We start from the raw sequence: 22506 nt of genomic DNA, 5'->3' as shown, positions 1-22506 counted from the left end.
GTTAAGCGCGCGCTACGTGCTTGTTTTGCCGGCCTTTTGATCGAAATCCCGTATTTACCCGGAATTTGCTGTTAACCAAATCGGAACAACAGGCGCTCATTTTTTGGGCAAGGGCGATCAACGCCGAGGGCAGCCGACAAAGACTTGGCTGCGCATTCCCGGAGGAAGCGTGCCCATGTTGAGCCTCATTCAGAATTTGCGGATCGGGACCAAGCTGGCGGTCGCGTCGGCGTTCGGTGTCCTATTGGTCCTTTCCATGATCGTGAGCCAGATCGTCGGAAACGGCAATGTGCGTCGTACCAGCCAGGCCGCGCTCGTGCAGCTGGAACTGGCGCGCGATGCGGTGGAAGCCAAGCTTGCGGCGCGAAGCATGCAGCTCGCCGTGCGGGACCTGCGGCTCGCCAGTCATGCGGCCGAGCTGAAAAAGGCCGGCGATGCCCTGGTCGAACGCATGGGCACGCTGACCAAAGTCACCGATGCGATGCTGAAACTCTCGCTGCTGCCGGAAAACCGGGCGCGTATGGAGGAGCTCAAGACTCTCGGTGCCGATTATCTTAAAGCCGGCCAGCAGGTCGCAGCGGTTCGCGGCGAGGCTATCGCCGCGGGCTCGGACGCCGCGCGCGTCACGCAGCTCGCCGAAGAGGCTGCACGCCTCGTTCGCGAAGGGACGCTGCCGATCGCAGGCGAGATGGACCAGGTCACAAATGAGATCGCCGATCTGGCAAAGCACAAGGGCGAGGAAGACATCGCCGTCTCCGTGCTTGAGATGGCAACGAGCGAGCAAACCGGGATGGTCATCGGCGCATTTGCCATGATCGTTCTCCTCGGCTCCTGGCTGATGTCCTTTTTCACCATCGCCCGCCCGATCCGTGCGTTGACCGTCGCCATGGACAAGCTCGCCGGCGGCGACTTCTCCGTCGTGCTGCCGGGTCTCGGCCGCAAGGACGAGGTCGGCGGTGTTGCAGCGGCCGTCGAGAAGTTCAAGATCGCCTCCGAACAGAAGGCCCGAGACGAAGCCGAGGCCAAGATCAGGCAGGACCTGGCCGCGACAGCGAAGCGCAAGGCCGAGATGCACAAGCTAGCCGATAGCTTCGAATCGGCGATCGGCGAGATCGTCGAGACCGTATCTTCAGCCGCGACCGAGCTCGAGGCGTCTGCCTCTACGTTGACTTCGACTGCCGAGCGCGGGCAGGGGCTTGCCACGATGGTCGCCGCTGCCTCCGAAGAGGCCTCCACCAACGTGCAGTCGGTTGCCTCGGCGACCGAAGAGCTGTCGTCTTCGATCACCGAGATCAGCCGCCAGGTGCAGGAATCCGCGCGCGTGGCGAGTGAGGCGGTCGGCCAGGCCCGCAACACGACCGAGCGCGTCAGCGAATTGTCCAAGGCGGCAACACGGATCGGCGACGTCGTCGAGTTGATCAATACGATCGCCGGCCAGACCAACCTTCTGGCACTCAACGCCACGATCGAGGCCGCGCGCGCCGGCGAGGCCGGCCGCGGATTTGCGGTGGTTGCATCCGAAGTGAAGGCTCTGGCCGAGCAGACCGCAAAGGCGACCGGCGAGATCGGCCAGCAGATCGCCGGCATCCAGGCCGCGACCGAGCATTCGGTCGGCGCGATCAAGGACATCAGCGACACCATCGAAAAGCTCTCGGAGATCTCCTCGACCATCGCCGCCGCTGTCGAGGAGCAGGGTGCCGCCACGCAGGAGATTTCCCGCAACGTGCAGCAGGCGGCTGAGGGCACCCATCAGGTGTCGTCCAACATCGCCGACGTGCAGCGCGGCGCCAGCGAGACCGGCTCGGCATCGTCGCAGGTGCTGTCGGCAGCGCAGTCGCTGTCCGGCGACAGCAACCGGCTGAAGCTCGAGGTCGGCAAGTTCCTGGGCACAGTGCGGGCTGCCTGACGCCAATCACGCAGGCCAGATCGATCTTGCGGCCGTCGTGCGGGATGCATGACGGCCGTTCGTATCGATGGCCCGACGGTGCGCTGGTGAGGTGCGGCGCGATATCGGCGCAACTGCAACAAAGGGTTGCAGGAAGCTAGTGCTCGGCAAATCAGCACTAGGTTCTTGTTAACGGGTGTTTGCAATTATGGTTCCAATCCTACGGGATAAGAACCAGCCAGCATTGGTGGAATGACCTCCGCCCTGCCGTCCGTCGTGACGGCTTGGCGCAGCCAATTTGTGCGTCTAGAGCTCATCGGGATTTTTCGTGATGTCGAAGTTGTCGATCGTCTTCAAGCTTCTGACCGTATTGTCGGTCCTCGTGCTCTCGCTCGCCGGCGTCGGCGTGGTGGCGATCGGCACGATGCAGAACATCAATTCTCACACCGTCGAGATCGCAGAAAGTTGGCTGCCGAGCGTACGTGCGCTGGGCTCGATCCGGGCCGACGTCAACGAGCTGCGCGTCGCGCTCCGTCTGCATCTGATGCAGGACACGCTTGAAGGCAAGGAAGCCGCCGAGAAACGACTCGCCTCGCTACGTGAACGTATTGAGCAGACCCGCAAGGTCTATGAGCCGCTGATCACGTCCGCCGAAGAGCGCTCCATTTACGGGCAATGGACGACGGCCTGGGGCGAGTATCTGAACGGCGTGCAGGACGTGATGGCGCTGTCGCGCAAGAGCCCCGGCAAATTCCCGACTGAGGCCAACGAGCTGCTGCAGACCAAGGTCGCGAAGATGGCGCAGGCCTCCGACCCGCTGCTGACGAAGGATATCGAGCTCAATAATCGCGGTGCCGAGCTGGAAACGAAGCAGGCGGCCGACAGCTACGCCACCATCTTCCGCGTGCTGGTCGGCATCATCATCGCCTCGGTCGCGATCGCGATCGGCGCGGCTTACTACCTCGTGCGCGACGTGTCTCAGGGCATTGCGTCCATCATCAGGCCGATGCAGTCGCTCGGCGAGGGTGACCTTTCGGCCGAGGTGCCGCATCGCGGCGAGAAGACCGAGATCGGCTCGATGGCGGACGCGCTCCAGATCTTCAAGGAAGCGCTGATCGCCAAGCGGGCCGCCGACGAAGCGGCGAGGCTCGACGCCGAGGCCAAGATCGAGCGTGGCCGCCGCGTCGACGCCATCACCCGCAAGTTCGAGACCATGATCGGCGAGGTCGTTGGGACCGTGTCGTCGGCCTCGACCGAGCTCGAGGCCTCGGCGTCGACGCTGACCAATACTGCCCGGCGCGGACAGGAGCTGGCGACCGTCGTCGCCGCCGCTTCCGAGGAAGCATCCACCAACGTGCAGGCTGTGGCATCCGCTTCCGAGGAGCTGTCGTCCTCCATCACCGAGATCAGCCGCCGCGTGCAGGACTCCGCGCGGATGGCGGCGGAGGCCGTCGAACAGGCGTCGCGGACCAACGAGCGCGTCAACGAGCTGTCGCAGGCGGCCGCCCGCATCGGCGACGTCGTCGAGCTCATCAACACCATCGCGGGCCAGACCAATCTCTTGGCGCTGAACGCCACCATCGAGGCGGCGCGCGCAGGCGAGGCCGGTCGCGGCTTTGCCGTCGTCGCCTCCGAGGTGAAGGCGCTGGCCGAACAGACCGCGAAGGCAACCGGAGAGATCGGGGCGCAGGTCTCGGGCATTCAGGCCGCAACGCAGGAATCCGTCAACGCCATCCAGGAGATCGGCGGTACCATCGAGCGGCTGTCGGAAGTGTCGGCGGCGATTGCCGCCGCGGTGGAGGAGCAGGGCGCGGCGACGCAGGAGATTTCGCGCAACGTCCAGCAGGCCTCGGTCGGAACCCAGCAGGTCTCGTCGAACATCACCGACGTGCAGCGCGGCGCGATCGAGACCGGCTCGGCCTCGACCGAAGTCCTGTCGGCGGCGAAGTCGCTCGCGACCGACAGCACCCGTCTCAAGGTCGAGGTCGCGCAGTTCCTGGAATCGGTCCGCGCGGCCTGACGCTCACGTGCTCGTCTGCGGAGCCGGCGGTGGCGCAATCTGCCGCCGGAACAGGATGCGCTGGTAGAGCCAGCCGATCGCGACCAGCACGATGCCGAGGCCCATGAACGACAGCGCGCGCCAGACGCCCGTCAGCGTCGACATGTCGATCACGAAGGCCTTGAGGATCGTCAGCGCGATGACGGCGGCGGAGGCCAGCCGCGCCCGCTCGGAATTGACGAGAAGACCGATGCCGAGCAGCACGACGCCAAAGGCGAGCCAGCCGATCGAATAGGTGTATTGCTCCGCGCCCGTGGTCTCGCCGCTGGTGAGGAAGGGGCCGTGGTAGAAGCGGCGGATCTCCAGCGTCAGATAGACAAGCGCAAACACCAGCGCCGCGCCTGCGATCGTGTTCGCATAGATCTTGCCGCGTTCGCCGACCACCGCATAAGCGAGCAGCAGCATCAGCACCGCAGGCAGCGCATAGCCGAGCAGCAGCAGGTTGAACACTACGCCGCCGACATCGATGTGCCACAGCAGCGGGTTCTCCAGGAACAGCAGGCCGAACACGCTGATGACGCCGGCGATCGCCGTGAGCACGATCGCTCCGACATTGTGCACGATCGAGTGGCTGCGCAGCCGCAATCGCTCGAGCCCGATCGCCATGGCCAGCGCCACGCAGACCTGCAAGGCGGCCTCCAACAGCGAGGGTGAGGCGATCATGTCGCCGCCGGTCGCGAGATGGCGGACCTCCATGAAGGCGAGCAGCGCGGTGAACAGGATCGCGGCGGCTTCCACCATGCGCAGCGGCGCATCGTCGCCCCGGCGGCGCAGGAACAGACTCGCCGCCCAGAACGAGGCGGCCGGCAGGCCATAGCCCCACAGCAGCCAGTTGAAGATCGGCGTGGTGCCGACGGCATCGCCGACGATGCGCGGATCGTAGATAATGCGTGCAGTGACGATGCCGGCAAAGATCGCGGCGAGCCAGCGCAGGAACGGGATCGGTCGCTGCAGCGCGATCCAGGCCGTGCCGAGCGACATCAGCGCCAGCGCGATGGTGAGCCAGCCCTTCTCCAGCGCGAAGGTCAACGCCAGCGCCAGCGCGCCGAGCGTGCCGGTCGCAAACAGCGCCGTTGAAATCGCAAGGCCCGGCCGGGTTTCGCGGCGGGTCAGCATTTCGGTGGCCGCGCCAAAAGCTGCTGCGAGCAGCACCGCGAGGATCGCAAACGGGATCGAGCGGTCGAGATGGGCGATGCGCGCGTAGAGCGCGATAAGGATCGCGATCGGGGTGGCAACGCCTGCTGCCGACCACACCACGGGAATGATCGCCAAATGCGAGCGCCCCTGCGCGACGATGCCGGCGATGCCGAAGCCGGCGGCAAAGATCGCGGCCATCACCAGATGCTGCGTCACCGCGCTATCGATCGCGGTCGGCGTGATGCCCGGCATCGGGCCGCCCGGCAGCACCAGCATGTCAGGATTGGCGCGCACCGCCCATTCGGCGAAGACGATGAATACCGTCGCAGCCGCCGCGCCCAGCGCGCCGGCGGCAGCCTCCGCGCGCCAGGCGACAAACAGCGTCGCCGCAACGAGCAGCGTGAAGGCGATCAACGACAGGTCAGCATGCGCGCTCGACAGCACGATCAACATCGCGCCGAACAGATAGGCACCGAGCGCGCTCGACGAGACCGGCTCGATCTGTCCACCTTCGATATCAGGGCCGAACATGAAGCCGCAGACAACGAGCAGTGCGGCGAGCACGAAGCCTGACATCACGTGGAATGCATGTGGCGCAACCAGCGACGCGCCGGTGTCGAGACCCGGGAAGGTCCAGAGCACCGCGAAGACGATCGTCGTCACGGCCAGCCAGCGCCATAGACGGATACGGGCAAGGCCAAAGCTCGCGGCAGTGACGATGGCCAGATAGATATAGAGCGCCCAATAGTCCGGCTTGCCGCTGGAGACCAGCACCGGCGTCGCGAAGGCGCCGACCACGCCGAGGCCTGCGAGCGCCGGCCCGTGCAGCAGTGCGGCCGCGAGTGTGCTCATCGCAACGATGCCGAGCAGCACGAACGCCGTGGCGGGCACCAGGAAGCCGTAGAGCGCATAGGCCGCGTACACGGTTGCGAACGCCACCGCCGTTCCGGCCGCGGTCAGGATCGCCGGGATGTTGGCGATCGGCAGCGCCTGGATATTGGAGATGCTCTCCTTGCGCCGCGTGAACTCGCCGGCTCCCAGCAACGCTGCTGCGAACAGGCCGCCGAGGAACACACGCACGCCGGGGCCGACGAGGCCGGCTTCGATCGAATAGCGCACCATGAAGAAGCCGCCGAGCGCGAGCGCGAGGCCGCCGATCCACACCACCCAGCGTGTGCCAAGTCGTTCTTCGAAACCGGGCTCCGGCGCGGGCAGCGGCGGCGGTGCAGCGGCCTCGCTTTTGGCTTCGAGCGGTGGCGGCGAAACATCTTCGGTGACGAGCGGCGGCGGCGCGGCCTCGGCCTCCGGCGCAAGCGGCGGCGGTTCTGCCGCGGGCGTGCTGGCTTGCTCCTGCACAGGTAGCGGTGGGTGCGGCTGGACCTGTCGCTGTGCTTGCAGCATCGCCTCGAGCGAGCCCAGCCGCCGGCGCAGCTCGGTCGCCTGGTTCGACGCTTTCAGCGCGATCAGGAACGCGGCGATCGCAATCATCACGGCAAAGACGTCGAACGGGGCGTCGAACATGGGATCTCCTGGCAATCGGCGGGCAGGGGCCGACCACGCAACTATTAGTCTAGCGCCGCGAGCGTACGCGCAAGCCCGGGGCGGGTCGCTCCTGGAGCACGTCGCGGCGGAAGCGGTAGAGCGCCGCCGGTCTCCCGCCCGTCTGTGTCGACATCACACCGGTCGGTTCGACCAGGGCCTCGGTTTCCACAAGGCGGCGGAAATTTTGCTTGTGCAGGTGACGGCCGGAGATCGCCTCCACCGTGTATTGCAATTCCGTGAGTGTGAACTCGGCAGGCAAAAGTTCAAACACCACAGGCCGATACTTCAGCTTTGCGCGAAGCCGGGCGATCGCCGTGGCGAGGATGCGGCGATGGTCAAACCGCATCGAGGTGCCGAGCGCGGGCAGCGTTTTCCGTGCGAGCGCCGCGGGCCTGCCGTCGCGCCGCGCCTCCTCGACGAGGCCGGCCTCGTACAAGAGCTCGTAGCGGTCGAGCACGCGTTCCTCGTCCCAGGCCGCACCCTCGAGCCCGAAATAGAATCGCACGCGGTCCTTGCGTGGCAGCGCGCGCGTGGTCTCGGGCGTCTCCTCCTCGGCCCATGCGGTCAGCGCCGGGATGATGTCACGGGCGATGATCGCGGGCGGCGCCTCGCGCCAGTCCTCCCACGGGAAGAAGCGATACCAGGGCTCGAAGCTCGCGGCATTCGCAGCGCCTTCGGCGGCGCGCGTCAGCGCGAGATAGCCGATCGACACCATATGCGCGCCGGTGTCGCCGGCCTCCGCATGACGGCCGCGGTCGCCAAACGTGTAGAGCTGCTCGACATAGCCGAGCCGCAGGCCCGCCTGTTCCTCGACCCAGGCGCGCAGGCCGATCTCAAAGGTGCGATGGCTCGGCGCATCGAACGGACCGAACGGCAGCCCGGTTAATCCGTCGCCGCCGCGCGCAGTCAGCACCAGCGGCTCGTGATCCTCGATCGCGACGATCGCGGCAGTCAGGCCGATCTCGATCGGCGTCAGCAGCTTGTCGCTCATGCGATGACGATCGCTGCTGTCATTCGAGCTCGATCACGAAGGGGCGGCCCTCGACCAGCATCTCGCCCGGGCCCATCTCGTCGAGCGCGCGCAGCATGCGGCCGCTGCGCCCGAGCGCACGGTCGGCGAGACCGACGATGCGCCGGTTCGGCGAGGCGATCGGCGAGGCCGCGCGGATCTTCTTCGCGATCTCGATTTCGTCGCGATCGGGATTGAGCGCGCAGACGGCGGCGAATGCGCTCGCCGTGGAGCGGCTGATGCCGGCATAGCAATGCACCACCAGCGGCGCGCCGCGGTCCCAGCCGCGGACGAAATTCAGCACCTGGTCGATATGGGCCTCGGAGGGCGCGACAAAGCCATCCATCTCCTCGGTAATGTCGTCCATCGACACCTTGAGATGATTGGCAGGGAGCACCGACACCGGCCGCGCCACCTGCTCGACATTGGCCATCACAGTCAGCACATGGCTGGCCCCGGTGCGGCGGACGGTTTCGGGAAGGGCGGCGAGGGAACAGACATGGATCATGGCGGACCTTTTTCGAAGATTATAGCGACCGCCGTAGAGTGGGCAAAGGCGCATCGCGCCGTGCCCACCACCTCGCACCTACGCGAACACCGCCCCAAACCGCTCCAGAAACTGCTTCTCGGCCCGCGCCGCGGTCCAGGGCGTCAGATAGTCGCGCCTGATGCTGTCGGAGAGGCCCGGGTCCTTGCCGAACAGCCGCTTGGCCTCGCTCTCGCTGAAACCGGCAAGCTCGGTGGCCTCCAGATAGGCCGCGCCGCGATCGGCGGCTTTGATCGCGAGCGTGATCTCCTCGGGCAGCACCGGTGGCAGGCCGAAGCGGATGTGGATGGCGCCGAGCAGGCGCTTTTCCACCGCCTTGTAGTGGCCATCGAGCACGGCCTTGAAAGGCGAGATCATGTCGCCGATCACGTATTCGGGCGCATCATGCAACAGCGCTGCGAGCCGCATGCGCTCGTCGACGCGCGGCATCTCGTGCCGCAGCACGGTCTCGACGAGTAGCGTGTGCTGCGCCACCGAGAAAATATGCGCGCCGGTCGTCTGTCCGTTCCAGCGCGCGACGCGTGCCAGCCCATGCGCGATGTCGGCGATCTCGATGTCGAGCGGGGAGGGATCGAGCAGATCGAGCCGCCGGCCCGACAGCATGCGCTGCCAGGCGCGGGACTCCACGCCGCGTGACATTTTCCTGGCCGTCATTTGGCCTTGAGGCGCGGCTTGCGCTGCAGCTTGCTGCAGGTCGCGTGGCAGTGGCAGTCGACGAGGTGATCGTTGACCATGCCGGTCGCCTGCATGAACGCATAGACGATGGTCGGGCCGACGAACTTGAAGCCGCGCGAGGACAGTTCCTTGGAGATCTGCACCGACAGCGGCGTCGAGGCCGGTACGCTCGCCGTGGTCTTGAAATTGTTGACGTTGGGCCTGCCGCCCATGAAGTCCCACAGCAGCTTCGAGAAGCCGGGCCCCTTCTCCATGATGTCGAGATAGGACTTCGCGCTCAGGATCGTGCCCTCGATCTTGGCCTTGTTGCGCACGATGCCGGCATCGTTCATCAGCGCGTGCACCTTCTTGTCGGTGTAGCGCGCGATCTTCTCCGGCTGGAAATCGTCGAAGGCTTTGCGGAAATTGTCGCGCTTGCGCAAAATCGTGATCCAGGACAGGCCGGCCTGAAAGCCGTCCAGAATCAGCTTTTCGTAGAGAGCGCGGTCGTCATATTCGGGCACGCCCCATTCGGTGTCGTGATAGGCGACGTAGAGCGGATCTTCGCCGGGCCACGGGCAGCGGGTCTTTCCGTCGGGATGCAGGCGGGGAGCACGGCTCATGCGATGGGCTGCTTGGCGGGAACGCGAACGACATCAGGTTCTGCCAGCTTCAGCGCGAGTCCGCCAGCGGTCAGCGCCTGCCCGGCATCGAGCGCGTCCGCAACGCGGTCGATCCGCACCAGCGCGATGCCCTTGCCTTTCGCCGACGAGCCCATGGTGCCGACTTGTTTGTCTCCGGCCATGACGCTGACACCCACCTCAGGCGAGAGATCGTCGAGCAGCACCTTGACGCTGCGGGTGCGCGCGGTGCCGCGATGCTGCATGCGCGAGACGACTTCCTGGCCGACATAGCAGCCCTTGTCGAAGTCGACGCCAGCGAGGCGATCCATGTTGGTCTCGTGCGGGAACGCATCGCTGTACATGAAATCGAGCCCGCCGCGCGGCACGCCGAGCGCGATGCGATGCGCCTCGTAGTCGGCGGCATCGACCAGGTCGGCTCCGATCAGGTCGGATAGTTTCTGCTTGAGATCTTCGGGGATCAGGATGCGCGTGCCAAGCTCAGGATTGCGCGGATCGGCAAAGGCGAGGTCCGGCTGCGCTGCCAGCTGGCCATCCCAGGCCGCGAGCACGCCGAGATCGAGGTTGTCCACCGTCACCTTGGCGCGCAGCTTGTAGAATTTCAGCTTGGTGGCGAGGCCGTCGGCCAGCGGTTTCGGGCAGTCGATCAGGAACCCGCCGCCATGGCCGGCAGGGGCTTCCGTGATCAGGAAATCCACGATGATCTTGCCCTGCGGCGTCAGCAGCGCGCCGAATCGTCCCAGGCCCGGCTTGAGCCTGTCGACATCGGTGGTGATGAGGCCGTTGAGGAAGTTGCGCGCGTCATCGCCCGCGACCTTGATCACGCCCCGGTCGGGAAGAAACGCTGATTTCATGCGAAAATCTCTTGCGACATGGTGCTCCGGAACGTAAGCCCGCAAAGCATAAACGACAAGACCTCGAGCCCTGCGCTTGGGGATGAGAGAGGCTCCATGACCCAGCGTTTCGATGTGATCCTCAGGGGCGGCACCGTCGTCAACCAGGACGGCGAGGGCGTTCGCGATATCGGCGTCGCCGATGGCCGCATCGCCGAGCTGGGTCCGCTGTCGCAGGCTTCCGCGGCCGAAGTGATCGACTGCAAGGGTCTGCATATCCTGCCCGGCGTGATGGACACGCAGGTGCATTTCCGCGAGCCCGGGCTGGAGCAGAAGGAAGACCTCGAAACGGGTTCGCGCAGCGCCGTGATGGGCGGTGTCACCGCCGTGTTCGAGATGCCGAACACGTCGCCTCTCACCGTGACCGAGGCGACCTTCTCCGACAAGATCAAGCGCGCCCATCACCGCATGCATTGCGATTTCGCCTTCTTCATCGGCGGCACCCGCGAGAACGTGCAGGACCTGCCGGTGCTGGAGCGCGCGCCGGGCTGCGCCGGCGTGAAAGTGTTCATCGGCTCCTCGACGGGCGCGCTGCTGGTGGAGGACGACGAGAGCCTGCGCCGCATCTTCCAGGTGATCCGCCGCCGCGCCGCATTCCACGCCGAGGACGAGTATCGCCTCAACGATCGCAAGTCGCTGCGCATCGAGGGCGACCCGCGCTCGCATCCGGTCTGGCGCGACGAGACCGCGGCCCTGATGGCGACGCAACGCCTGGTCAAGCTCGCGCATGAGACCGGAAAGCGCATCCATGTGCTGCACATCTCGACCAAGGAAGAGATCGAGTTCTTGCGCGACCACAAGGATGTCGCTTCCTGCGAGGCGACGCCGCATCATCTCACGCTAGTTGCGCCCGAATGCTACGAGCGGCTCGGCACGCTCGCGCAAATGAACCCGCCGGTGCGATCAGCCGATCACCGCGCCGGGATCTGGCGCGGCATCGAGCAGGGGATCGTCGACGTGCTCGGCTCCGACCACGCCCCGCATACGCTGGAAGAGAAGCAGAAGACCTATCCGGCCTCGCCCTCCGGCATGACCGGCGTGCAGACGCTGGTGCCGCTGATGCTCGATCACGTCAATGCGGGGCGCCTGTCGCTGGCGCGCTTCGTCGATCTCACCAGCGCTGGCCCCGCGCGTCTCTACAACATGGCCTGCAAGGGTCGTATCGCGGCCGGCTACGATGCCGACTTTACGGTCGTTGATTTGAAGCGCAGCGAAACCATCACCAACAAATGGGTCGCCTCCAAGGCCGGCTGGACGCCCTATGACGGCGTCCGCGTGACGGGCTGGCCCGTCGGCACGTTTGTGCGCGGCCGTCGCGTGATGTGGCAGGGTGAGCTGGTGACGCCCTCGCAGGGCGAGCCGGTGCGGTTTCTGGAGACGCTGAAGCAGTAAGGAATTGTTGGTGGAAGGCACGCCCCGTGCCACACTTCCGGTGTCGTCCTGGCGAAAGCCAGGACCCATACCGCGGAATCTATCCGTGATAGACGGTCGCAGTACCGGCGAAGGGATTAATCGCTGGTCTTCGCCAAACGCCACCCTGGGGTAATGGATCCTGGCTTTCGCCAGGACGACGACAGGGGCATAGGAGAGCGCGCATGTCCCAGCCATCCGCCCTTATCACCGCCGAGCGGCTCGCCTCAATTCTCGCCGATCCCAATCTCCGCCTCTACGATTGCACGACCTACAATGAGCCGGTGCCACCAGGCAGTGACGTGCCCTATCGCGCCGTCCCCGGCGACAAGACGTTCGCGGCCGGCCACATCCCCGGCGCCGATTTCCTCGACCTGCAGGGCGAGTTCTCCGACACCTCCTCCTCGCAATTCTTCATGATGCCAGACGTCGCGCAGCTCGAGGGTGCCTTCGGCCGCCACGGCGCCGATGCGAGCAAGACCATCGTGCTCTACAGCATCGGCACCATGATGTGGTCGACGCGGTTCTGGTGGATGCTGCGCTCACTCGGCGTCGATGCGCTTGTGCTCGACGGCGGTTTCGACAAATGGAAGGACGAGGGACGGCCGATCGAGACTGGCGCCCCGAAGGGCTATCCGCCGACGACCTTCAGGGCCGCGCCACGCGCGGGCTTCTTCGTCGACAAGACGGTCGTGAAGGCGCGGATCGGCGATCCCTCGACCGTCACGGTCAACGCGCTCGGACCGCAATTTCACAGGGGACTCGAGCCGAGCCGCTACGGCCGGCCCGGCCGCGTGCCCGGCAGCGTCAACGTGTCGGCCGCAACGCTCGTGAATGCCGACAAGACGCTGACCTCGCTTGCCGATGCCGAAGCGAAATTCGCCGCGGCAGGCGTCACGCGCGACAAGAACGTGATCCTGTATTGCGGCGGCGGCATCTCGGCGACGATCGACCTGCTGATGCTGACACAGCTCGGCTACGACAAGCTCACGCTCTACGACGCCTCGATGGGCGAATGGGCGAGGGACTCGTCTCTGCCGATCGAGACAGACTAACGCGCGAAAGCCTTACTGCCTTGCAAGGCAGATCGAGAACTCGCCGTTGCGGATGCGGGCGGGAAAGCCCTCGACGAATTTCGCCACCGCGTCCTCGCCATAGGTGCCGACGAGTTCGGCCAGTGCCGCGAACAGGCTTGCCTGCGCCAGGCAGTCGCCATCGACGCCATCATGGCGCGCTTCGGCCCAGGCTTCGTTCAGATAGCTCAGGGCGGCCTGTTTCTGCTCGTGGTCGGGCAGCGGCGCGCGTGCGGGGGCGTAGGACACTGGATGGCTCATGAAACTCGATCAGGGCTGGGGCGCGATCCACGGCGATGCGCTGTGCGAGAGGTGTAGCACGCGCATTAACGTTCGCTAGGCCACATCTTTAGGAACGGTTAACGGCTGTGAACAAAGTCGATGACAGGGTTCCTGTGAACTCAGTTCGCGTAACGCGCCGTCAAATCGCGCGAGATCTTCGAGCCTTCCTCGATGTAGCGGCGGATCGCCACCGTCGCGGCCGGCGTGCAGCTACGATAGGTCTGCTGGAAGCCGTTATAGCCGCGGTTGAAGCCCGCGATCATGCGGGTGCGGCGCTCGCCGGCGGGCGTTTCGGCATCGATCAGCGCCTGCATCTCGCTGCGCCATTTGTTGCCCTCGTTGGAGCCGCAGATGCCGCGCAGATAATGCAATCCGCCGAGGATCTCGGCCAGCCGCTGCAAATCGGCGTCGAACGGCGCCGCCGCGTCCTGGGCCCGGGCGGGCGCGGAGGCGCAGGCGAGGATCAGGGCAAAAATGGCCAGAAATCGCGTCGACATCGGCGGGCTGTATGCCCCCTCAGGGCTGATGACGCAAGGCGGGCGGTCAGGGGCCGATCAGCCGCTGGGCCGACAGGATGATCTCCTCCAGCCCCCCGGTCATTTTGAGGTCCCCGAGGCTCCCAAGGGCGTCCGGGGCGATCCACCTGAAATCGTCCAGCTCGTCGTTCAGGGCCGGTTCCCGGGCCACCCAGCGGGCGGCAAAGGACATGATGAGGTAGTGGCCGGCACCGGGTGCGGCCGGCAGCACCTCGCGCCAGCCCGCAAGGCTGACGATCTCGATCTCGAGCCCGGTCTCCTCGTCGACCTCGCGCTTGAGCGCCTGATGCAGCGATTCGCCGAACTCGACCCGGCCGCCCGGCAGCGAATAGAAGCCCTTGGCGGGCGAGCGGGCGCGACGGGTCAAAAGCACCTTGCCGTCACGGAAAATGGCTGCACTGACGGCGATCTGGGGATGGGTGGGCTGGACGACCGCAGGCATTTTTTAACGACCTGGCTCAATTCGCCATGATGGTGTCGACGTCGGCTTCCGCGCCGCCATTGATGATGCCGCCGCAGGCCGCGATCAGCGGCTTGACCCAGGCCGTCGCCTGCTCGGCCAGCCGAACGCGGGTCGTGTCTTTCTCGACCTCTCGCATGGCGGAGCCTACCGCTGTCAGGATTGAGGTCATGGTGTCGGTGATGTGGTCGAACTGGGCGCGCACGGATGGCTCGGCCTTCTCATAGGCTTCGATGGCCAGATCCCGCGCCTTGAAATTCGAGGCCGTAAAGTGCTCGGCATAGGACAGCGGCGACCAGGTCAGAAAATCCTCGGCGCACTCAGGCATGTCCGGGATCATCTCGAGGAGCATCACGGCTTCATTGAAATGGTTGAGATAGTCAGTGGCAAGCCCGGTCCGCGGGTTGATGTTGGCCACGCGCAGCCGTTCGGCCCAGGCCACGGCCTCGGGGCCCGTCTGTGCGCGTGTCGCGGGTTGGGAGGCCATTGAGCTCATCGGCCGCAGTGTTAACGTTCGAGGTTAAAAGGACCTCAACGGACCCTATATTGGCGCCAGGATGTGTGGACGCTTCGTCATAACTTCGGCCCCCGCGGCCTTGCGGCAACTGTTCGGCTATATCGAGCAGCCGAATTTCCCGCCCCGGTACAATGTCGCGCCGACACAACCGATTCCGGTCGTGCTGGTCGAGAATGGCGCGCGCCATTTTCGCCTGATGCGCTGGGGCCTGCTGCCAAGCTGGGTCAAGGACCCCAAGGGTTTTACGCTGCTGATCAACGCCCGCTCCGAGACGGTGCTGGAGAAGCCCGCGTTCAAAAAGGCGATTCGCCGGCGCCGTGGCCTGATCCCGGCTGACGGCTATTACGAATGGAAGTCCATCGATGGCCGCAAGCAGCCGTTCTTCATCCATCGCGCGGATGGCACGCCGCTCGGCTTTGCCGCGGTGTTCGAGACCTGGATCGGACCGAATGGCGAGGAGCTCGATACGGTCGCGATCGTCACGGCGGCGGCGAGCGAGGACCTCGCCACGCTGCATGATCGCGTGCCGGTGACGATCAGCCCGCGCGATTTCGAGCGCTGGCTCGATCATCGCGGCGACGAGATCGACGCCATCCTGCCCTTGATGACCGCCCCTCGCATCGGCGAATTCGCCTGGCACCCGGTCTCCACCCGCGTCAACCGCGTTGCCAATGACGACGAGCAGCTGCTCTTGCCGATCAGCGCGGAAGAGATGGAGGCCGAGGCGCCGAAGCCGAAGAAGGTCGCGCGAAAGGCCGCAGGCACGTCGGCCGATGACGGGCAGGGGTCGCTGTTCTAGGCGACGATGGTGGGCATAGGCGCATCGCGCCGTGCCCACCATCACTGTTCTGGAACTCAAGCCGCCGCGGCGACCGCCGATCCGAGCGCGGAATTGCTGAACGCCTCGCCGCCGATGCCCCAGCCGCCGTCCACGGCGTAGCTGACATTCGCAAAAATGTGCTCGCGCTTGATGCGTCCCTCGGCGGCCCTTTCGATGATAGCAGTCCCTTCCGAGATCCAGGCGTCCTTCAGCTCCTGCGTCGGCAGCACGAATGACGGCACCTTGAGCTCGAACACGGCGATGTCGGCGGGCTTGCCGCCGGAATAGGTGCGCCGCTTCGGCACCACGGTCACTTCACCGATGACGTTCGGCGTCATGAACCGGTTGCCGGTGAGGCCGTGCAAGCGCAACAGCAGTTCGGTCAGCTTGCCGAACGCCTCGGCTTCGGCTGATGGCGTCAGCGCACCTTCGGGAACGATGATCTGGATGGGCATTGAGAGGTCTCCCTTTGAACCGTGAGATAACGGTCGTTATATAAAACATAACGATCGTTATATCGTCAAGCCTAATATAACGATCGCTATCGAGAGGTGGCCGATGGCACGACCGAAGAAGAGCGACGGTGACGCGCGCACACGGTTGGCGGTTTCAGTCGGGCGCGGCTTCCGCACCGGCGGATTCGGCGGCGCCGGGGTGGACGCGCTCGCCAAGGGCGCGGGCCTCACCTCGGGGGCGTTCTACGCCCACTTCGAATCCAAGGCGGATGCGTTCCGGCTTGCGGTCGCGGACGGGCTCGCCTTCCTGCGCGGCGGCATCGCCCAGTTTCAGGCGCAATATGGCAGCGGCTGGCGCGAACCGTTCGTCGATTTCTATCTGGGCGAACGGATGGAGGTCGGCCTCGACGAGGCGTGTGCGCTACCCAGTTTTTCCTCCGACGTGGCGCGCTCGGACGCCGCAACGCGCGCGGTCTATCAGGGCGAGTTGGAGCGTCTGGCGGACCTCGTCGCGCAGGGGTTTCGCGGCACGCATGCGCGGCAGCGCGCGCTGGCGCTGCTTGCGATCCTGACCGGCGCGGCCGACATGGCGCGCGCGGTAAAGGACGACACCATCAGGCGCGAGATCCTCGCCGCAGCCAAGTTAGCTGCGAAGGCGATCTAGTTCTCAGACGATCTCGCGCGCCCTGAGCGCCGCGATCTCCGCTGCATCGAACCCCAGTTCGCCCAGCACCGCATCCGTATCCGAGCCCAATTCCGGAGCCATCCGATCGAGCTTGCCGCCGCCATGCGCGAGCCGAAAGCCGCTGCCGGCAAAGCGCAGGCGGCCGTATTTCGTATCCAGCTCCTGGATCGCGCCGCGGGCCTTGATCTGCGGATGGTCGATCACCTCCTCGACCTTCCAGATGCTGGCGCAGGGCGCGCCGGCATCTTCCAGGATCGTCTCCCATTCGCGCGCAGGCTTTGCCGCGAGCGCCTCCTCGATGATGGCGCGCAGCGCGGGCTCGTTCTCGTTGCGGGAGAACCAGTCGGCGAAGCGCGGATCGGAGAGCGTGTCCTCGCGGCCGAGCGTCGACATCAGCGCGCGGTATTGCTTCTCGTTGTTGACGGCGAGCAGGATGTGGCCGTCGCCGCATTTGAACAGGTTCGCCGTGGTCCGCCGGCTGACGGCCTGATTGCCCGAGAGCTGCTGGCGATGGCCCGCGACCGACCAGTCCGCGATCTGCCCTGACAGAAACGCCATCGTCGCCTCCAGCATGGAGACGTCGATGAGCTGCCCCTTGCCGGTGCGGTCGCGCTGGTAGAGTGCGCTCGACACGCCGAACGCGGCCGTTGCGCCGGAAAGAACGTCGCACACGGCAAAGCCCGCGCGTGTCGGGCCGGTTTCGGGGTGACCCGTGATCGCCATGATGCCCGACAGCGCCTGCATCTTGCCGTCATAGCCGGGCCGCAGGCGATCGGGGCCGGTCTGACCGAAGCCTGACACCGCGCAATAGATCAGCTTCGGATTGATCGCCGATAGCGCCTCATAGCCGATGCCGAGCTTGTCCATCACGCCCGGGCGGAAGTTCTCCATGACGACGTCGACGGTCGCGGCGAGCTTCTTCACGATCGCGATCGCATCGGGCTTTTGCAGGTCGAGCGTCAGGCTGCGCTTGTTGCCGTTGATGGCCTGGAAAGCCGGCGCCAGCCCGCGCTCGGCCCATTCGCGCGACAGCGGCGTGCGGCGCATGTCCTCGCCCTCGCGCCGCTCGACCTTGATGACGTCGGCCCCCAACAATGCAAGCTGGTAGCTGGCGTAAGGACCGGCCAGCACCTGCGTAAAATCCAGGATCTTCACGCCCTCGAACGGTCGCGTCACGTCGCTCTCCCCTCGTTGTTCTCTTTATTTGAGGACGTCAGGCGGCGCGATTGCCGCGCGCGATCTCCTTTTGCTTGTCGAATTCGGCGCGGCGTCGCGCCAGTTCCTCCGGCGAGAGCTGCGCGACATTGTTGTAGTCGAGCTTCCAGGAGGCATCCTCGCTCCAGCGCAGCGGCGACTGCATCGTGGTCTGCGGGCCGCTCGCGGTCTCCAGCAGTTTCATCGCCAGCTCCAGCGTCCGGGCCTGCGAGCCGAGATCATGCGGCTTGCCGGCGGAATTGCCGAGCGGGAAATCGGAGAACAGGAAGCGCGGCACGGCGGCGTGCTCGATGATGTCCTTGGCGCAGCCCATGATCACGGTCGGAATGCCGTTCCGCTCCAGGTGCCGCGCCACCAGCGCCGTCGTCTGGTGGCAGACCGGGCAGTTCGGCACCAGCACGGCGACGTCGACCTTGTCCGCAATGCAGCGCGCCAGAATCTCCGGCGCGTCAGTGTCGAGCGTGACGCGGTGGCTGCGATTGGTCGGTGCGCCGAAGAAGCGCTGGCTTACCTCGCCGATGCGCCCTGCGGCGGCCACCTTCAAGAGCTGCGGCAGCGGAAACCAGGTGCCGTTGTCGGTCGCCGTGGTGTGCTTGCGGTCGTAGCCGATATGCGAGATGCGGAGGTCGTGCGGCTTCGAGGTGTCGCCGTCATAGACCTGGTAGAACTTCGCGCCGCCGTTATACGCAGCGCCGGGTCCCTGATCGCCCTTGGTTGGATCATACGGCGCCGCCGTGGTGATGATGGTGACACGCGACTTTGCCAGCGGCTTCTTCAGCGGCTGGAACGGTGCCTCGGAGTAATGCGCCCAGCGATACGGCGTGGTGTAGCCGATCGCGCTGTAATAATCCCGCGTGCGCTGCATATAGGGGATTGGGGCATCATAGTCGGGCGCAAAGCCGAATTCGTCGTCGCGCGGAGCGGACATGGGCGCGTCTCCTGGTTCTTGGTTAGAGCCAGACTAGAGATAGTCGGCGGTTTGCTCAACGGGGGGAGCGGTGGCGCAGGACAGAATTGCAGATGAAGATGGTGAGACGTCGGTGCGGTTAACCCTCTCCCCTTGCGGGAGAGGGTGGCTCGCCGCGATAGCGGCGAGACGGGTGAGGGGTATCTCTCCGCGTGTCCCACTGCTCTGGGAGTCCGTGGAGACATACCCCTCATCCGGCGCTTCGCGCCACCTTCTCCCGCAAGGGGAGAAGGGAAGGTAACTCACCTGAAAATATGCAGCGCCGCGTATTGCAGCAGCATGATCGCCTTGGCGTCGATGATCCGCCCGTCGGCGATCATCGCCAGCGCCTCGTCGATGCCGATTTCCAGCACCTCGATATCCTCGCCCTCGTGCTCGAGCCCGCCGCCGTCGCTGACCCGCATTCCCGGCTCGTACTCGGCGACGAAGAAATGCAGTTTTTCGGTGACGGCGCCGGGGCTCATGAAGGCCTCGAACACCTTGTGGACGTGGTGCAGGCGATAGCCGGTTTCTTCTTCGGCTTCGGCGCGGATGCGCACCTCGGGCGCGGCGTCGTCCAGCACGCCGGCGGCCGCCTCGATCAGCAGGTCGTCATATCCGCGGATGAACGCCGGCAAGCGAAACTGCTTCACCAGGATCACGGTGCGCCCGGCACGGTTGTAGGGCAGCACGGCGGCCGCGTTGTCGCGCTCATAGGTCTCACGGTGCTGCGTCTGCCACGCGCCATTGGCGCGCCGGTAGTCGAACGTGGTGTTCTTCAGCGTGGTCCAGCCGTTCGAGAGCACGCGGACGTCCTTGATGCGGACGCGGTCGGAAATGGTCATGGCTGTCTTTCAGTGTTCGCGGCCGTCGAGCCACTTCTGGAACATCACCGAGGTCGATTCCTCGAAGCCCAGCGACTGATAGAACGCATTGGCCTGCGCATTCTCGCGGCGGACCAGCAGCTGCAGCTTGGCGATGCCGGCCGCACGCAGCCAGTCTTCGGCGGCTGCCATGATCGCCCGGCCATAGCCGCGCTTGCGCCCGTCAGGATCGACCGCGACGTAGTAGACCCAGCCGCGATGGCCGTCATGGCCGACCATGATTGTCGCGACGATCGCGCCATTGTCGCGACCGATCAGCACGGTGGAATTGTCCCGCCGCCGCGCCAGCGCGATGTCGGCATGCGGATCGTTCCAGGGCCGCGTCAGGCCGCAGCGCTGCCACAGCGCAACGACGGTCTCGATGTCAGCTTCATTGATCGCATCAACAGTCAGAGCAGCCACGGTCACAGCACCTTTCCCGGATTCATGATGCCGTGCGGATCGAGCATCGCCTTGATCTGTCGCATCAGCTCGATTGCGGTCTTGTCCTTCACCTCAGGCAGCTCGTCGCGCTTGAGCACGCCGATGCCGTGCTCGGCCGAGATCGAGCCGCCCATGCGCAGCACGATCTCGAACACCACGGCGTTCATCTCGTGCCAGCGCGCCAGATAATCCGCCGTATTGGCGCCGATGGGCTGGCTGACGTTGTAATGCAGATTGCCGTCGCCGAGATGGCCGAACGGCACCGGCCGCGCGCCGGGGATGAGCTTGACCACGGCGGCGTTGGCTTCCTCGATGAAGGCGGGCACGGCGGCGACCGGAACGGAGATATCGTGCTTGATCGAGCCGCCTTCGGGCTTCTGCGCCGACGACATCTCCTCGCGCAGCTTCCAGAAGCCGTTGCGCTGGCTGAGATTGGCCGCGATCACGGCGTCGTCGACGATCTCCTCCTCCATGGCGCGGGCGAGGATCGTCTCCAGCGGCGTGCGAGCATCGTCACCAGGAGAGGACAGCTCCATCAGCACGTACCAGGGATGCTTCTCGGCAAGTGGATCGCGCACGTCGATGCCGTGGCGGACCGAGAAATCGACCGCCATCTCCGACAGCAGCTCGAAGCTCGTCAGCGCGTTTGCGGCTTCGCTCTGCGCGATCGTCAGCAATTTTAGCGCCGCTGCCGGCGACTTCAGCCCGACATAGGCGGTCTCGATCGCCCGCGGCTTCGGAAACAGTTTTAGGGTCGCCGCGGTGATGATGCCGAGCGTGCCTTCCGCGCCGATGAAGAGATTGTGCAGATTATAGCCGGTGTTGTCCTTCTTCAGCTTCGACAGCACGTTGAGCACGCGCCCGTCGGCGAGCACCACTTCCAGCCCGAGCGCCATCTCGCGCGCCACGCCATAGGCGAGCGCCGCGGTGCCGCCGGCATTGGTCGAGAGGTTGCCGCCGATGGTGCAGCTTCCCTCTGCGCCGAGCGAGAGCGGAAACAGCCGGTCCACGTCTGCGGCCTTCGCTTGCGCGATCTGCAGCACGACGCCGGCCTCGCACGTCATGGTGTTGGACGCCGTGTCGACCTCGCGGATCTTGTCCAGCCGCCGCAGCGACACCACCACCTCGCCATTGTGCGGCGTCTGCCCGCCGACAAGGCCGGTGTTGCCGCCCTGCGGCACCAGGGCGATCTTGTGCTCGTTCGCGAGCTTGCAGATCGCGGAGACTTCCGCCGTCGAGCCCGGGCGCAGCACCAGCGGCGAGCGGCCGTGGAACAGATTGCGCTCCTCGGTGACGTAGGCCTGGATATCGGTCACGTCAGTAATCGCGTGCTTGTCGCCGACGATTTTGCGGAATTGGTCGATCAGCTCGGGCGCAAGGGGAGGGGCGGCGGATTGATTGATGTTCATGTCGTCTTCTCTCATTCCGCGTTCTAGCGCGCAACCGCCGCGCGACGCAGCCGGTCGTTGATTGCTTCGCCCAGATCCTGTTCGGGGATGGCCATGACGGCAATCGCTTTGGGCGCCTTCGCATCAAGCGCCCGAAGATAGCCGAACAGATTGGCGGCGGCTTCGTCGAGATCAGCCGCGGGCGACAAATTCATGACAGCGGCGGCGGCCTCCTGGCCGGGCAGGCAATCGGGGCCGAACGCCAGCAGCGCTTCGCCTGGCGCAACGTCTTGCGCGCGCAGCCGAACCATCGCGCGCGGCGCGTAATGCGACGCCAGCATGCCCGGCGCCAGCGGCTGGCTGTCGTCGCTCTCGGCCTCGACAGGCGGCCTTGCGAGCGGCGCGCCAAGCACAGCCTCGATCCGTTCGCGCGAGAGCCCGCCGGGCCGCAGCAGCATCGGCGCGTTGAGGCAGCCGACGATGGTCGATTCGACGCCGACCGCAACCGGCCCGCCGTCGATGATCAGGTCGATGCGCCCGGCAAGATCGCTTTCGACATGCGCCGCCAGCGTCGGCGAGACGTGGCCGGAGATATTCGCGGATGGCGCCACCACGGCCCCGCCAAAGGCGCGCAGGATCGCCTCCGCCACGGGGTGGGCGGGAATGCGGATCGCGACGGTGTCGAGGCCGGCCGTGGCGAGATCGGCCACAGGGCAATCGTCCGTCTTCGGCACCACCAGCGTCAGCGGCCCCGGCCAGAATGCCTCCGCAAGCTTCAGAGCGCGCGCATCGAACCGGCCGATCCGCCGTGCCGCCGCGAGATCGGGGACATGGGCGATCAGCGGATTGAAGGCCGGCCGGCCTTTGGCGCTGTAGATGTGGGCGACCGCCGTGGCATTGGCGGCGTCGGCGCCGAGCCCGTAGACCGTCTCGGTCGGAAACGCGACCAGCCCGCCGGCGGCCAGGGTCCGGGCGGCAGCTTCCGCGCCGGCCTCGCCGGCCGGTAAAACCAGTGTTTCAAGACCCGTTTTCACAGGGACAAAAT

23 protein-coding genes are annotated in these 22506 nt (G+C 65.7%); 6 read left to right on the top strand and 17 right to left on the bottom strand.

What is annotated here, in order from left to right; genetic code table 11:
- Nucleotides 1-175: 175 nt before the first annotated feature.
- Both M2427_RS18605 and M2427_RS18600 read left to right on the top strand, forming a co-directional pair.
- Nucleotides 176-1906 (top strand): HAMP domain-containing methyl-accepting chemotaxis protein, encoded by a 1731-nt coding sequence (locus M2427_RS18605; RefSeq protein WP_280707966.1) that lies wholly within the window; start codon nt 176-178, stop codon nt 1904-1906.
- Between the two features lie 310 nt (nt 1907-2216).
- Nucleotides 2217-3905, top strand: coding sequence for a methyl-accepting chemotaxis protein (locus M2427_RS18600; RefSeq protein ID WP_280707965.1), 1689 nt, complete (start codon nt 2217-2219; stop codon nt 3903-3905).
- 3 nt (nt 3906-3908) lie between these two features.
- Here M2427_RS18600 and M2427_RS18595 read toward each other — a convergent pair whose 3' ends face one another.
- The 6 genes from M2427_RS18595 to M2427_RS18570 all read right to left on the bottom strand — a co-directional run bounded on the left by M2427_RS18595 (nt 3909) and on the right by M2427_RS18570 (nt 10328).
- Nucleotides 3909-6602, bottom strand: a complete 2694-nt coding sequence (locus tag M2427_RS18595) for a DUF2339 domain-containing protein (RefSeq protein ID WP_280707964.1) — start codon at nt 6600-6602, stop codon at nt 3909-3911.
- A 49-nt stretch (nt 6603-6651) separates the two neighbouring features.
- Complete coding sequence (locus M2427_RS18590; protein ID WP_280707963.1) at nt 6652-7614, bottom strand: NAD regulator; 963 nt, start codon at nt 7612-7614, stop codon at nt 6652-6654.
- A gap of 19 nt (nt 7615-7633) precedes the next feature.
- Nucleotides 7634-8140, bottom strand: a complete 507-nt coding sequence (locus M2427_RS18585; RefSeq protein ID WP_280707962.1) for a protein tyrosine phosphatase — start codon at nt 8138-8140, stop codon at nt 7634-7636.
- A 78-nt stretch (nt 8141-8218) separates the two neighbouring features.
- The gene (locus tag M2427_RS18580; RefSeq protein ID WP_280707961.1) at nt 8219-8833 is read right to left on the bottom strand and encodes an HD family hydrolase; all 615 of its coding nucleotides are present in this window, start codon (nt 8831-8833) and stop codon (nt 8219-8221) included.
- Nucleotides 8830-9456: a DNA-3-methyladenine glycosylase I gene (locus M2427_RS18575; RefSeq protein ID WP_280707960.1), complete on the bottom strand. Its 627-nt coding sequence runs from the start codon at nt 9454-9456 to the stop codon at nt 8830-8832. The genes M2427_RS18580 and M2427_RS18575 overlap by 4 nt, the downstream gene beginning before the upstream one ends.
- A complete protein-coding gene (locus tag M2427_RS18570; protein WP_280707959.1) occupies nt 9453-10328 on the bottom strand; it encodes a folate-binding protein in 876 nt (291 codons plus the stop codon). The genes M2427_RS18575 and M2427_RS18570 overlap by 4 nt, the downstream gene beginning before the upstream one ends.
- 96 nt (nt 10329-10424) lie before the next feature.
- Between M2427_RS18570 and M2427_RS18565 the strand changes: the two genes are divergently transcribed.
- A complete protein-coding gene (locus M2427_RS18565; protein ID WP_280707958.1) occupies nt 10425-11759 on the top strand; it encodes a dihydroorotase in 1335 nt (444 codons plus the stop codon).
- A 203-nt stretch (nt 11760-11962) separates the two neighbouring features.
- A complete protein-coding gene (locus M2427_RS18560; protein ID WP_280707957.1) occupies nt 11963-12832 on the top strand; it encodes a sulfurtransferase in 870 nt (289 codons plus the stop codon).
- 12 nt (nt 12833-12844) lie between these two features.
- Here the strand turns inward: M2427_RS18560 and M2427_RS18555 are convergent, their stop codons facing one another.
- The 4 genes from M2427_RS18555 to M2427_RS18540 all read right to left on the bottom strand — a co-directional run bounded on the left by M2427_RS18555 (nt 12845) and on the right by M2427_RS18540 (nt 14624).
- A complete protein-coding gene (locus tag M2427_RS18555; protein ID WP_280707956.1) occupies nt 12845-13111 on the bottom strand; it encodes a hypothetical protein in 267 nt (88 codons plus the stop codon).
- A 140-nt stretch (nt 13112-13251) separates the two neighbouring features.
- Nucleotides 13252-13629, bottom strand: a complete 378-nt coding sequence (locus M2427_RS18550) for a TIGR02301 family protein (RefSeq protein WP_280707955.1) — start codon at nt 13627-13629, stop codon at nt 13252-13254.
- 46 nt (nt 13630-13675) lie between these two features.
- Nucleotides 13676-14110, bottom strand: coding sequence for an NUDIX hydrolase (locus M2427_RS18545; RefSeq protein ID WP_280707954.1), 435 nt, complete (start codon nt 14108-14110; stop codon nt 13676-13678).
- Between the two features lie 16 nt (nt 14111-14126).
- Entirely contained in the window at nt 14127-14624 is a 498-nt protein-coding gene (locus M2427_RS18540; protein WP_280707953.1) for a hypothetical protein, read from the bottom strand.
- Nucleotides 14625-14685: 61 nt separating this feature from the next.
- On the opposite strand from M2427_RS18540, the gene M2427_RS18535 reads away from it, so the two are divergent.
- On the top strand, nt 14686-15444 hold the full coding sequence (locus M2427_RS18535) for an SOS response-associated peptidase (RefSeq protein WP_280707952.1): 759 nt from the start codon (nt 14686-14688) through the stop codon (nt 15442-15444).
- Between the two features lie 56 nt (nt 15445-15500).
- On the opposite strand, the gene M2427_RS18530 is transcribed toward M2427_RS18535, so the two are convergent.
- Nucleotides 15501-15920, bottom strand: a complete 420-nt coding sequence (locus tag M2427_RS18530; protein ID WP_280707951.1) for a Tautomerase enzyme — start codon at nt 15918-15920, stop codon at nt 15501-15503.
- A gap of 103 nt (nt 15921-16023) precedes the next feature.
- On the opposite strand from M2427_RS18530, the gene M2427_RS18525 reads away from it, so the two are divergent.
- Nucleotides 16024-16584, top strand: coding sequence for a TetR family transcriptional regulator (locus tag M2427_RS18525; RefSeq protein WP_280707950.1), 561 nt, complete (start codon nt 16024-16026; stop codon nt 16582-16584).
- 3 nt (nt 16585-16587) lie between these two features.
- Here the strand turns inward: M2427_RS18525 and M2427_RS18520 are convergent, their stop codons facing one another.
- From M2427_RS18520 to M2427_RS18495, 6 genes are all read right to left on the bottom strand, one after another.
- Complete coding sequence (locus M2427_RS18520; protein WP_280707949.1) at nt 16588-17781, bottom strand: CoA transferase; 1194 nt, start codon at nt 17779-17781, stop codon at nt 16588-16590.
- A gap of 37 nt (nt 17782-17818) precedes the next feature.
- Nucleotides 17819-18748: a glycine/sarcosine/betaine reductase selenoprotein B family protein gene (locus M2427_RS18515; RefSeq protein WP_280707948.1), complete on the bottom strand. Its 930-nt coding sequence runs from the start codon at nt 18746-18748 to the stop codon at nt 17819-17821.
- Between the two features lie 281 nt (nt 18749-19029).
- Nucleotides 19030-19611 (bottom strand): NUDIX domain-containing protein, encoded by a 582-nt coding sequence (locus M2427_RS18510; protein ID WP_280707947.1) that lies wholly within the window; start codon nt 19609-19611, stop codon nt 19030-19032.
- 9 nt (nt 19612-19620) lie between these two features.
- Nucleotides 19621-20052: a GNAT family acetyltransferase gene (locus M2427_RS18505; protein ID WP_280708049.1), complete on the bottom strand. Its 432-nt coding sequence runs from the start codon at nt 20050-20052 to the stop codon at nt 19621-19623.
- Nucleotides 20053-20054: 2 nt separating this feature from the next.
- Nucleotides 20055-21482 carry an FAD-binding oxidoreductase gene (locus M2427_RS18500; protein WP_280707946.1) on the bottom strand — a complete coding sequence of 476 codons (1428 nt, stop codon included), beginning with the start codon at nt 21480-21482 and terminating at the stop codon, nt 20055-20057.
- Nucleotides 21483-21505: 23 nt separating this feature from the next.
- A complete protein-coding gene (locus M2427_RS18495; protein WP_280707945.1) occupies nt 21506-22495 on the bottom strand; it encodes an L-threonylcarbamoyladenylate synthase in 990 nt (329 codons plus the stop codon).
- Between the last annotated feature and the right edge of the window lie 11 nt (nt 22496-22506).

This window comes from Bradyrhizobium sp. BR13661 (assembly GCF_029892425.1).
Taxonomy (GTDB): Bacteria; Pseudomonadota; Alphaproteobacteria; order Rhizobiales; family Xanthobacteraceae; genus Bradyrhizobium.
This window is presented reverse-complemented; position numbering and strand designations above follow the sequence as displayed.